General features: G+C 57.3%; 11 protein-coding genes. 3 read left to right on the top strand and 8 right to left on the bottom strand.

The features are described from left to right. Positions 1–132 precede the first annotated feature (132 nt). Positions 133–1,806 (top strand): peptide-N4-asparagine amidase, encoded by a 1,674-nt coding sequence (locus B8446_RS13280; protein WP_158507594.1) that lies wholly within the window; start codon positions 133–135, stop codon positions 1,804–1,806. A gap of 165 nt (positions 1,807–1,971) precedes the next feature. On the opposite strand, the gene B8446_RS13275 is transcribed toward B8446_RS13280, so the two are convergent. Together B8446_RS13275 and B8446_RS13270 are read right to left on the bottom strand one after the other, a co-directional pair. After that, complete coding sequence (locus tag B8446_RS13275; RefSeq protein WP_158507593.1) at positions 1,972–3,894, bottom strand: HAD-IIIC family phosphatase; 1,923 nt, start codon at positions 3,892–3,894, stop codon at positions 1,972–1,974. 317 nt (positions 3,895–4,211) lie between these two features. Beyond that, a complete protein-coding gene (locus B8446_RS13270; RefSeq protein WP_148506000.1) occupies positions 4,212–4,646 on the bottom strand; it encodes a hypothetical protein in 435 nt (144 codons plus the stop codon). Between the two features lie 259 nt (positions 4,647–4,905). On the opposite strand from B8446_RS13270, the gene B8446_RS13265 reads away from it, so the two are divergent. After that, positions 4,906–5,439 (top strand): DsrE family protein, encoded by a 534-nt coding sequence (locus B8446_RS13265; protein WP_084712337.1) that lies wholly within the window; start codon positions 4,906–4,908, stop codon positions 5,437–5,439. Positions 5,440–5,471: 32 nt separating this feature from the next. On the opposite strand, the gene B8446_RS13260 is transcribed toward B8446_RS13265, so the two are convergent. From B8446_RS13260 to queA, 5 genes are all read right to left on the bottom strand, one after another. Further along, positions 5,472–5,774, bottom strand: a complete 303-nt coding sequence (locus B8446_RS13260; protein ID WP_048850389.1) for a hypothetical protein — start codon at positions 5,772–5,774, stop codon at positions 5,472–5,474. A gap of 145 nt (positions 5,775–5,919) precedes the next feature. Then, positions 5,920–6,135: a ribbon-helix-helix domain-containing protein gene (locus B8446_RS13255; protein WP_048850387.1), complete on the bottom strand. Its 216-nt coding sequence runs from the start codon at positions 6,133–6,135 to the stop codon at positions 5,920–5,922. Further along, positions 6,132–7,172: a tRNA epoxyqueuosine(34) reductase QueG gene (gene queG / locus B8446_RS13250; RefSeq protein WP_048850385.1), complete on the bottom strand. Its 1,041-nt coding sequence runs from the start codon at positions 7,170–7,172 to the stop codon at positions 6,132–6,134. Before queG ends, B8446_RS13255 begins: the two co-directional genes overlap by 4 nt. Before the next feature lie 117 nt (positions 7,173–7,289). Then, positions 7,290–8,441, bottom strand: coding sequence for a tRNA guanosine(34) transglycosylase Tgt (gene tgt, locus B8446_RS13245; RefSeq protein ID WP_048850384.1), 1,152 nt, complete (start codon positions 8,439–8,441; stop codon positions 7,290–7,292). Then, a complete protein-coding gene (gene queA / locus B8446_RS13240; protein WP_048850382.1) occupies positions 8,438–9,481 on the bottom strand; it encodes a tRNA preQ1(34) S-adenosylmethionine ribosyltransferase-isomerase QueA in 1,044 nt (347 codons plus the stop codon). Before queA ends, tgt begins: the two co-directional genes overlap by 4 nt. A gap of 134 nt (positions 9,482–9,615) precedes the next feature. On the opposite strand from queA, the gene B8446_RS13235 reads away from it, so the two are divergent. Next, positions 9,616–9,828 carry a hypothetical protein gene (locus tag B8446_RS13235; protein WP_048850380.1) on the top strand — a complete coding sequence of 71 codons (213 nt, stop codon included), beginning with the start codon at positions 9,616–9,618 and terminating at the stop codon, positions 9,826–9,828. A 482-nt stretch (positions 9,829–10,310) separates the two neighbouring features. Here B8446_RS13235 and drt3b read toward each other — a convergent pair whose 3' ends face one another. Next, entirely contained in the window at positions 10,311–12,344 is a 2,034-nt protein-coding gene (drt3b, locus tag B8446_RS13230; RefSeq protein WP_304650778.1) for an antiviral reverse transcriptase Drt3b, read from the bottom strand. Positions 12,345–12,426: the final 82 nt, after the last annotated feature.

Here is a 12,426-nt window from a genome sequence, read left to right as displayed (position 1 = left end):
GGCAGGCAGCGGTGCCGAGCCCGCCAGACGCCTCCAGTAACGGACATGCGTCCACGACATGCCTGTTACATGGTTTTCTTTACGGTTGGTTTACGTTATCAAATCGAACCAATCAGAATGGGGGAGCCGGTGATGTCGCGTCGGGTTGTGCGGTCCTTGGTGCTGGCGGCAGTCATGGCCGGAGCATTCACGTCACTCTCCGCACAGGCGGCAGAAATCGGCAGTCAGGACACGGCGCCGCTGGAGCCGGATGCGCCACTTCCGCAAGGCAAGCCGTGCGTCGTGCCTCTGGTGCAGAACGCGAGTTTTGGCGCAACCCAGGCGACGTTCTCCTATACGCCGCCTGCGGCCTGCCCCGGTCCGTGGGCAAAAGTGGTGCTCAGCACGGACATCTCGGTTACGGCCGGTACGCAGTACGATCGCACGGCGACCCTGTTTCTCGGTGGCGTGCCGCTGTTCTTCGGCACCACGTCCGAGCCGGGTCGCGCAGTTGCGCCAAGCTGGCATCGCGAACGGGATGTGACCGAAGACACGGCACTGCTGAAATCGCAGCAGCTCGGCCAGATGTTCATCGCCAATTACCAGAACGCAACCGACAATTCGACGATCTATGGGACTGCAAGCCTGCTGTTCTACCCGGCGGATCGCCAGCACCCGGCACCCCCTGAGCCCGATCTGGTCATCCCGCTCGACACGGATGCGCGTGGGACGACGACCGCACTCGCGACTGGCACGGCGACGCTGTCCCGTGCACTGACACTGCCGCGCAACATCGTTTCGGCTCGGCTCGAGACCTTCCTTCAGAACCAGAGCAGCGACGAATTCTACTATACCTGCACGACCGATGCGCTGGCGTCGGAGCTGCAGGACTGCGGCGGCGGGACCTTCCGCGAAGGGCAGGTCAGCATCGACGGCACCCTTGCAGGATTGGCGCCGGTTTATCCCCTGATTTTCACCGGCGGCATCGACCCCTATCTGTGGTCACCGACGCCGGGCATCCATACGCTTCAGTTCAGGCCGCAACAGGTTGAGCTGACGCCGTTCGCAGGGCAGTTGAACGACGGCAAGGCGCATACGTTCGCCCTCGCGGTAAATGGCGCCAACAATTATTTCTCGGTGGCAGGCACGCTTTATCTCACCCTCGATCACGAACGCAGCACCGTGCCGGGCGGGATCGAGGTGAACACGCTGCAACAGACGGCCCCGCAGAGCACGAACACCATCACCAGTGCGAACGGGACAGCAGGCGGAACGGTCTCGATTACCGCGCACAACGCCTATCGTATCGCGGGCATGGCCTGGACGTCGCGCGGACCGGTCGAGACAATTGTCGATGCACGCGGGCAATATCACAATGACCAGACCTTCACCGTGACCGGATCCAGCGTCTACGACCAGAAGATCAATCAGACGACCGATTTTGATACCACGGTCACAAGCCTCGGCTTCGAGGGCGTGCACGTCACGCACGAGCATCAGCATTTCCCGCTCGATCTCGTCTATGACTACACCGTCGCCGCAGACGGAACGTCATCTCAGGCAACGACGGTCGACCAGCGCCTTCGTGATGACGTCAGCAGGACATGGAATGGTCTCGCTCTTCCGACGACGAGCGTGGAGGAACGTATCCAGCCGCATGACACACTCAATTTCAGCGCATCCGGCAGCGTTACATCCCATGCAGGATCGTCAACAGGGCTCTACCGCGCGTTCGACGGCCTGCAATGCGTCACACGAAAGACGGCAGCGAAGAACAACCTGCTGACAGAGTGGAAGACCGATACCAGACCCTGCTGGGGCCTGTAGAGCAGGCTTCGTTCTGAAAGCTGACCCTGACGAGTAGTAATGCGCCCACAGTCCTTACGGCAGACAATGGACACGAAAATAAAGTCCGGGATTGCGGGGCACTTCGAGAGGCATGTGATGAATACCGACGTCACATGAGCCCCGAAATGCACCGCACTGCAGTGATTAGGAAAACAGCTTTATCTTGGAACGAAACTTACCAAAAAACCCGCTTTTCGGTTCGTCGTTGTCTGAAGGTTCGCTTGCAGGTTCGATAATCTCTCCATCTGCATTCTCGACCATATGCATGATCGCGGCAACAACCTGTTCATAAAGTCTGAAATAAGCTTGTCGCGTAATGTGATCGCCATCCACAAAATCAGCATCGTTATCGACCGTTGACATGATGTCGACAGTGCGAACGTTCCTGCGGTTCTTGACGCTTTCCAGAACTGCCTGACGAACCGCGTTTGCACGTTCGTTTACGACGATCTGACCGGAATTATCCCGATGCTTAAAGGACGGCAGAATGATGACCATCCTTGCGCCAGAATGCATCTGGCTCAGGACGGCGTCGAGTTTTTTCCTGTAATAAGGGACCGTGATCTGGAACGATTCAAACCTGGACCTAAGGTACTCTACTCGGTTCCAGCATCGATCCTGCAGTTCGTCGTCCCAGTTCACATGCCTCATGTTTTCCCGGAGGGTCTCGGCCGAGGTGGACACAAGGTCGAGAAAGATCCCCCGGATCTGCATCAGCAATGCAAATTTCGGGTCATCTGATGCCGTTCCGACAGGAACATACGTCGGAACGGTCGTGTCCGCAGCCAGACTCAGCAGGATGACATCGTCATCTTTCGCTTTTTTCAGGAAATCGGCATGAAAATACGCCGGATCGAATCCGAGCGCGCTGACCGTTTCCTTTTGTTCTGCTGTTAGCCCGACGAGGCCATCGTATATGTTGGTAAGACTGTCCCGACGGATGAGATTTTCGTCGCGGACGATGTTGGTATCGGACACTATGGAGTTGGCGACGTACCGAAGGTAGTGTCCGACTGCATCCAGATCACAGCCACCACGAATGTAGATGTTGTTGACCTTCGATATGGCTGTCGCAAAATCGTTCTGCCCGGTGTCGGATGCGGCATTGTTGATCCAGTCGACCTCTGTGTCATCGAGAGGGTTGCTCAGTACTTCACCTTCGATGTGCAGGTAAGGGCGGCCTATCTTGTTGTAGAGCCAGTGTTCGACGCCCATGCCCAGAATCCGGCACGAGAAGCAGAAATGCTTGAGCACAAACCATTCGTGGATCTGTTCACACAGATAGAAGCCGCAAATACCGTAGTCGCCATAGTTGTCTTTGACTTTTACAAGCCCTACGGTACGTGCGTAGGGAAGGTCTGTGATCTGTTTCTTCAGTTCGGCAATGGCTTGCTGATGATCTTCCGGAAGGCGGTTCTTTGTGAAATTAAGCTGATTCGTCCGGTTTATCAGCTCGACGGCTCGTTCTATATTACCTTCGACGTTGTGCTCTATTTCAACCACGATGCCGCTTTGGCGGAGAAATGAGCTGTTGTCATTGCCGGTATTTTGCTTGTCGCTGGACTTCTTCTCAAGCACCTTGTACTGATTGAGGCGCGAAAGATCGAAATCCTCCTTGCCTGCAAATCGCGGGTCATCGAGCATTTTTTCGACAAAATGTTCATTTTCGATCTGGACGTCCGGGCAGTATCGAGCGACCTCTCCCCGGTTTCCGGGATTGTCATCAATGAACATGATGGACGCCGGCCGTAGCTGGACAAGTTCTATGATCTCTTTAACCCGAGGACCTTTCGACTCCCAGTTTATGCTCGGGAATATGAAGTAGTCCCAGAGCTCCTTCTCCTCGAGGATATCCTTGACCTGCTCGAAATCATTTTTCGAACATATTGAACTCATTATGCCGCGCTCGGCTAATGTAACGATAATGTCATGATTTTCCGAAATATAATCGGAAATACCTTCCTCGGAGAGAGTGCCCTTCCAGAAAGTCTCGTCCAGGTCCCAGATGACCAACCTTACAGCTTCAGGCAATGTCCACCTCACTAGAAATTTGTCCGTTTCTAGCATGCCCAATTTGCTCGGCAAACGACGCCTGGATCTTTTTTTCTTTAACATTCGCATTGTCGATGTAGCGTATGCCTTCGAGACACTTAGAATATAGTCAATCTGCGGGAATTTCCAGAAAAACTATTGCTCTGATGGTTATATTTCATATTGTATTCAAACCGCTATTATTATAAATTAATTTTACAATCAGGCAATTAGACAAAAACCCAAATTTTTTACGATGTAGCTTGCATAAGCTGACTTACACTCCGACATAAACCTTGTGGAGGGTCAGGTCCGTCTGAACTCTTCTTTGCGAACTGGTCCCCTTGATGTCTTCAGTGCAGGAGTAAAGGCCGCCTTGGTCCAATCTGCTTCCTGTCGGCGGCGGGACTCGGATGGGGCGATGCGACCACCGGCTTGCCATCGTCCGGGGCTGCAGGGCCGAAATGCGGGTGCAGGGACAGAACCTGCCCATTCTTTTCGAGTGTCACCGTATCGGCGTCGATGGAGGTAACCCGCCACTCTGCAATGAGATCGCCGGACGACAACGCCGGTGCCGGCATGCCGGAGATCATGGGGGCGAACAACGCCCTTCGTTCGTCCTGGCGCAGCACGATGCCTGTGAGCACCGGATCGTGGTTCAGGACTGGGGCCGTTGGTGCATCGGTCGGCCGTCGGTCGGGCGCAAACAGCGGCCGTGCCAGCAGCGGGTCGTTACCCTCGACGCCAATGGTCTGCGCTTGGGCACAGGGCAGAACGAAGAATCCCACGAGCAGCGCAGCCGCAGCACAAATCCGCCCGGCACGGCCGGGGCGACGCAGCGGCTGTTGGACAAGGGAAAATGGGTCGGCCGTCATAACGCTGACAGGGTCTCGCACACGCTCTCGGACCTCCCGATCAAGGCCCCGCGCACTCTGGCGAAGACGAAGACGCGGCGCAAGCGATCCATGATAGCAGCCCGAACCTAAGGACACGGGGTTTTCGCATCCATGACGACATGCTCTGCTTTTCCTTGCGAAGGAGACCTGCATGAGACCGTTGTTCCGAATTGCCACAATGCTGGGGTGCCTCGTGGGGCCGGCTGCCGGCGCCGCATCCCTGCCCGTGCCTGAGGGCGGCACGTTGCGCGCTGTTCCGGGCGCACACGAACTGCCCGACCCGTCCCTCGATTATCGGATCGTTGTGGACATGCAGACCCTTGCCGCGCAGCCGACCGGAATCAGCCCGGCGGTCCAGAAACTGGCGGCTCTCGTGAACACGTTCGCAAAAGCCGGTGTGACACCCGATCACGTGCACGTCGTCGCCGTTTTTCGCGGCACTCGCGTGGTTTTGGCGGCAAATGACGCGGCTTACGCCGCACATACCGGCGGTCGTGCGAATCCCAATCTGCCCCTGTTGCGGCAACTTGCCCATGCCGGCGTAACGCTCGCGATCTGCGGGCAGGCTGCAGAAGCCCAACACTATGATGCGTCCATGTTCATGCCGGAAACGCAGATGAACCTGTCCGGCATCGTCACATTCCTCAACCTGCAGACGCGCGGATACGTCCGGATCGAGCAATAGGGCGCCTCTTGTCGCAGCTCATCCGCGTGTCGTCAGCTTTTCGACAGAAGTTCCTTGAAGCCGGCGTTCGACGCGCCGACGCGGAGATTGACGTTAGGTGGCGACGTTAGCCGGCCGTTATAACGGTTGTCGCCATACAGCATCACGCCGCGCGTCAGCGGATCATCGCGCACAATCACCACGTGTAATCCGCAGGACAAGGTCATTCGCAACACGTCGTCATCGGCATGAGCCTGTGCACGGGAAAACAGGTGATACAGAACAGCCCCAGACAGACCCGTTTCAGCCAGCGCACTGAACGTTTGACCTGTCAGCCACGATTTCGCGCAGAGCATGATCGGACTTATTCTGTCGGAGAGAGAAGTACTACTGGACGGCACAGAGATCGTGACATCGATGCACGGATGCGGGTCGTGGTGCGGCATCCGATCGTATGGTCGTGAACGATGAGCCCCGGCGTTCAAATTCGGAAGGCCGGTATCAGTCGGCACTCACATGGCGCAATGCCGCGACCCTCAGCGCGGAGGCGAGCGCGCGATCCGGCGTGCGGCCATCGTCGATCTCGCCGACCAGACGGGCCAGAGACAGATTGCGCACCTGTGCCATCGTCTCGAGAACTGCCCAGAATTCAGGCTCGAGGGCAATCGACGTGCGATGACCCGACAGCGAGACACTGCGCTTGACGAGGGTGTTCATGTGTATTGCGCAGCCGCCCAGACTGCCGCCTCGGCTACGACCGGATCGGGATCGCCCATCAATGCTTGGGCACAGGGCAGGAGCGCCGGGTCGGACGCATTCCCGATTGCGATCAGGACATTGCGCACGAAGCGGTTGCGCCCGATGCGCTTGATGGGCGATCCGGAAAATTTCGCCCGGAAGCCCGCATCATCGAGAGAAGCCAATTCCGCAAGCGTCGGCGCAATCAGGTCTTCGCGTGCGCGCAGCTTCAGATGGCGCGATTCCACGGCAAAACGGTTCCACGGACAGACGGACAGACAGTCGTCACAGCCATAGATGTGATTCCCGATCGCCTTGCGGAATTCGTGCGGGATCGGACCTTTGTGCTCGATCGTCAGATACGAGATGCAGCGCCGCGCATCCATGCGATAGGGCGCGGGAAAAGCGTCGGTCGGGCAGGCGTTCAGGCATTTCGAGCAGGAGCCGCAGGATCCGGCGCGCGGTTCGGACGGCGCGAGCTCAAGGGTCGTATAGATCTCGCCCAGCAGAAGCCACGAACCATGCTCGCGTGACACGAGGTTGGTATGCTTGCCCTGCCAGCCCAGTCTTGCCTGTTCCGCCAGTGCTTTTTCCGAAACGGGCGCGGTATCGACGAACACCTTCACCTGTGCGCCGTCAGGGCCGGCCAGCTTCACGACGAACTGCGCCAGATGCTTGAGCATCCCTTTCATCACGTCATGATAATCGCGATGCCGTGCATAGACCGAGATGTTGCCGCATGACGGCTCGCGGAGCGTCTCAAGCGGATCGCCATCCGGCGCGTAGGAAAGCCCCAGTGCGATGACGCTCCGGGCTTCCGCCCACAAGGCGCGCGGTTGCGCGCGCGCCTCCTGCCGTTCGGCCAGCCAGGACAGGTCCGCGTGCCAGCCCAGCTCCACCGCCTCGCGCAGACGATCGCCCGCCTCCGGGCCAAGTTCCGCCGCACAGAAACCGACCGCGTCGAAGCCAAGGTCGCGGGCGTGTTCGGCGATGCGTGTGGTCAGGTCTGGGGGCATGGGCCTCCGGGGGGACAAGCGTTCTTTTTTGTAGAAAAGAACCAAAAAAGTTCTGATTTTATAGTGCGATTTACGGCGTGGCTTTTTCTCTTCGTGCCGGGGAAATATTATTCCCGGTCACGAGAGGTCGGGATAGGGCATTTCGTCCGGCGTCCAGTCTTCCGAGGCCCATCCGGCACGCAAGGCCCTTGCGGTCTCCGGCAGGTCGTCCGCGATGATTGCAGCGCGGATGGTCCGCATCAGGCGCTGATAATAGGCCAGATTGTGCCATGTCAGCAGCATCGGCCCGAGAATTTCATCCGCCCGGAACAGGTGATGCAGATACGCACGGGAATGACGCGCGCATGCCAGGCAGTCGCAGTCCGGCGACAGCGGGCGTGTATCGTTGGCATGACGCGCATTGCGCAGGTTCAGCGTGCCGCGCTCGGTATAGGCGCGCGCGGTGCGGCCCGCCCGCGTCGGCATCACGCAGTCGAACATGTCCACGCCGCGCTCGACGGCCCCCAGCAGGTCGTCCGGCGTGCCGACCCCCATCAGGTAGCGCGCGCGATCCGGCGGCAGGAGCGGCGCCGTATAGTCCAGCGTCTCGAACATCAGCGCCTGGCCCTCGCCGACCGCCAGACCGCCGATCGCATAGCCCTCGAAGCCGATATCGGCCAGCGCCCGGACGCTGTATTCCCGCAAGTCACGCTCCGTGCCGCCCTGCACGATGCCGAACTGGCCATAGCCGTCGCGCTGCACGAACGCCTCGCGCGAGCGCGCCGCCCAGCGCATCGAAAGCTCCATCGACTTGCGCAGGTTCTCCGGCGTCGCGGGAAGGGCAGGGCACTCGTCGAACGCCATGGTGATGGTCGCATCCAGCTTGTGCTGGATCTGCGTCGAAATCTCGGGCGTCAACCGGTGCTTCGATCCGTCGATATGCGACTGGAACGTGACGCCATCCTGATCCAGCTTGCGCAACGCGCCCAGCGACATGACCTGAAACCCGCCGGAATCCGTCAGGATCGGCCCCGGCCAGTCCATCATCTTGTGCAGGCCGCCCAGTGCCGCGACGCGATCCGCGCCCGGCCGCAGCATCAGGTGATAGGTGTTGCCCAGCACGATCCCGGCCCCCGTCGAACGCACGGAATCCATGGTCATCGCCTTGACCGTCCCCGCCGTGCCGACCGGCATGAAGGTCGGCGTCGGCACATCGCCATGCGCCGTCTTCAGCATGCCCGCGCGCGCATGGCCGCACGTCGCCGAACAGCGCCAGTGAAACGCGCTCATGCCGCGCGCTCCAGCAGGCACGCATCGCCATAGGAATAGAACCGCAACCGCTCCGCGATGGCGAAAGCATAGGCATCACGCATGGTCTGCGTCCCGGCAAAGGCTGCGACCAGCATGAACAGGGTCGAGCGCGGCAGATGGAAATTGGTCATCAGGAGATCGACGGCCCGGAACCGATAGCCCGGCGTGATGAAGATCGAGGTCTCGCCGGACCACGGCCGCACGATCCCGTCCTCGCCGGCCGCACTTTCGAGCAGCCGCAGCGACGTCGTGCCGACCGCCACGATCCGCCCGCCCCGCGCACGCGTCTCGTTGATGCGATCCGCCGTCTCCGCCGTCACGATGCCGGATTCCGCATGCATCTTGTGATGCGCGATGTCGGTCCGGACCGGCAGGAACGTGCCCGCGCCCACATGCAGCGTCAGGGCACACCGGCCGATCCCGGCCTGCTCCAGCGCCGCCAGCAGCTCCGGCGTGAAATGCAGGCCCGCCGTGGGGGCCGCGACCGCACCCGGATGCGCGGAGAAGATCGTGCGGTAATCGAGTGCGTCCTGCGGCGTAGGGCCTTCGGGGCGGGCGATATAGGGCGGCAGCGCAAGGGCGCCGACATCCTTCAGGAACGCATCGAATGCGTCCCCCGCCACGCTGAACCGCAGCGCCACGGCCCCGTCGCCCTCGTTCACGACGATCTCCGCCGTCACGTCCGACCGCGGGAAAGTCACGATGTCGCCGGGCTTCAGCTTGCGGGCGTTCCGCGCCAGGGCATGCCAGCTTCCATCGGGCAGGATGCGGTCCAGCGTGATCCCGATCGCGGCCTCCCCGCGCTTGCCCGTCAGCTGCGCCGGAATGACTTCGGTATCGTTCGTGACCAGCAGATCGCCGGGCCGCAGCAGGGTCGGCAGGTCACGCACGATGTGCAGCGCAGGCGGCACACCGGGCCGGACATGCAGCAGGCGCGCGGAATCGCGCGGCCGTGCGGGTTCGGTCGCAATGCGGTCCTTCGGCAGGTCGAAATCGAAATCGGCGATCGGATCGGTCATGGCGGTGCGCTCATAGCAGAAACCGCCCTGTCCCCGCCAAGCGCGAATTCCCGGAGCCGCGATCGCGTGCCGGTTTTCCAATCGGGCGTCCGCGTTGTTATGCTGGCCGCCACCACGACCCACAGGAGACGCCCATGTCCTACGCCGCCCTCGACGCCGCCCGCACGGCCCGCGCCGCGAAATCCGCCCTCGACGCGCTCGCGCAGATCAAGGAGACGGGCGAGGCCCATCAGCGCAAGACGATCATGATCGAACGCATCCACGCCCTGGCCGCCGCCGCCGCCGACAGCGACCAGCCGGTGACGCTGACGAGCGAGGAGTTCTGGCTGCTCAGCCGGAACTGGTGACACGGGTGTTCTGGGGGCCTTGCCCCCAGATTCTCAGCCTGCGGATGGGCACGTCTTGGGACTGCTGACTTGAATACAGGCGTTTACTTCGTTTGAAGGCACGGCAGCTTCCGCCTCATGACAGACGTTCAGGACGTTTCATCGCCTTCCTCATAGCGGACATAACTGGATTCAAAGTCTATCGGCCGGCTTGCGCCGGCAGCGGACCTGGCGACCGGAGCGCGTGTACCTTGGCTTCCCGGCACCTCCGCGCCCATAACAGATATTGTGGCCAAATGTAGCGAAGGAAAACACTTAACTGTTTAAACTTTGGCATATCTATTCATCTCAGATGAGATAGTGTCGGTGGCGCACCCCGACCACCGATGGAGCCCTGATGACGTCTATAGGCACGCAGGACATGGAGCTTGTGTGTGTGCCGCAACTACGTTTCACTCAAAGAGTTCCACGTATGGCAATTTAGCTTGGGTGCCGCTCTAGCCTTAATAAACTTCGCGAGCACGCTTCTTGTCAAGTTCTCTCGAAAGATTAAAGTTCTCCCAGTTGGTAAACCAGTAAGGAGACGCACGCTGAAGCAAAGGTAGTCGCGCAGTTTCAACCCCGTAGCTGGTCGCGATATATTCTTTGAGCCCTTGAGAAATGTAAGGGCAACACTGAAGATCGAGCGCAGCGATTACGAGCTCCGAATCCTGATGCAAGTAGGCACTTCTATCTTCGAACTTTTTCTTGATTTCGGCTTCTAGGAAGTCATGGAGCTTTCCATACCTAGCTTGATTTCTTATGTAGAGCAGGCAAACAGAAATCGAGAAGTAGCTCATGTGTCGCTTGAATGAGTAATCTCCGGCGTCACTGATTTCCAACCCAACGAAGGTCGCGATGTTTTGTTCAGGAATTCTATAGCCGCGCCCCAACTTGTTAAGAGCAAGCAGCAGAGAAAGCGTTTCGACCTCATGAAAGCGATCATGGGGCGTATGTTTTATGTGTCGATTTATGCTGTCGAAGATAAACTTAAAGACGCGATCCTTCAGGTCTCGTTCAACTTCAAATTCATGCAATTTGTCCACTATTGTGGCGATAATACGCGTTAACCTGACAGCAAAATTAATTCGAGGCTGAGCTGCGTAAATAAACGCTGAAAATTCCAGCATTCCCAACATAGCTGAAACTAACTCTCGGTAATCCTTATGATTATCGTGATTGCCTTTGAATTTTCGAAAGATGAAGTTCACCTTCTTCTCAGTTGCTGCAAGGGTATAGTTTAAAACGTCTTTATATTTTACTCCGCTGTCCTTTAGTGCTGCTTTGAAGTCTACGATCAGGCTTTTAGATTGAATTCTGACACTGAAGTAATCAATGTCATCACCGCTATGCGGGTCGCTTTTTTTCTCAACATTCGTCACGATCCTTTCTGCAAGACAGTTACTTATTTTATTCTTAGCTATCGTGAGCGGAGTGATTATTGGCCTCTCGTAACGCTCTGATTTCTCGGAGCTCAAAGTGAGTTTGACAAGCTTCAGCAACTCCGACAAATGACGCTTTATGTATGTGGCGACCACCTCCCGATTACAGAAGACAAAATAATCATCAACATACCTGAATATTTCATAGTCAACCCGGTTCTTCAGGCCGTACTCAGACAGAATAACTTTCTCCAAGCTTCTATCGACATCCTGAAGAATAACTTCAGCAAATACTCGCGAAAATTCAGGACCGATTACAATCCCGTTGGTCTCACCTCTATTTAATTCTCTGATAAGTCTATCAAACTTACCTCCAAATGTAGTGTCGAGATTATTTAAATTTTCCTTGGAAACTTCTTGTCCAAGCGTGGCCCATGTAATGGAATGGGTGTATATGCTGTCGAAGCAGCTCGATACATCGAGCTTGTATAGAGTTCCGAATTTGCGCTCGGCGTTCAAGTATGCATAATTTTCGTAGAACTTGAAAATATTACTGTATTTGCTGTAGGTGAAGTATGATCCTGAACCTTCATACTCCTTCCCAGCCTCCTCAATAGAGTCGTTTGAGTCCCCGACGTTCTCTTTGAAGAGCCGATCTTTGTATCTGACGGATCTTGCGACAGATGCTGGAAACCTGATCGAGAAGTTGCTCTTGGAACAATGATAGAGAATCTCTGAAGCGTGCAACTGGTAAAATTCAGCCACAAACATCTGCGCTTGTGGATGTATTACTGATAGCTGGCGAAATTCGGTCTCCTTATGGGATATTCGAAAATTGAACGGCATCGTCCAGTTTGAAAAAATCTTCCACTCTCGAACTGCTAGATTCTTGCCGTCATGAGCTTCGAAATATATTCGGAAGTTCTCGTGGGTCTTGTCAGCGAGCCTGAATATTATCCGGAATGCATCGTCGAACCTGTCATCGGGCGCAATCCAACGCACAGTCTTCTTGTTGTCCCAGCAAGATATTCTGACTTCATGTTGCATCAGGAACGCGAAAAACCCAGAATTGGAAAATGAAGGCGGCACCTCGAAAGGCAACATGTCAGTTGCCACCGGCCGCTGATAGCGAGCCTTTGGTGATAGCTTTATTTTCCTAGAGCCGTTCCACGTTAATCCGGTTCATATCCTGCTGCTT

The sequence above is a fragment of the Tanticharoenia sakaeratensis NBRC 103193 genome (assembly GCF_000963885.1).
Lineage (GTDB): Bacteria > Pseudomonadota > Alphaproteobacteria > Acetobacterales > Acetobacteraceae > Tanticharoenia > Tanticharoenia sakaeratensis.
The sequence above is the reverse complement of the archived record's forward strand: the minus strand, read 5'-3'. Positions and strand labels throughout refer to the sequence as shown.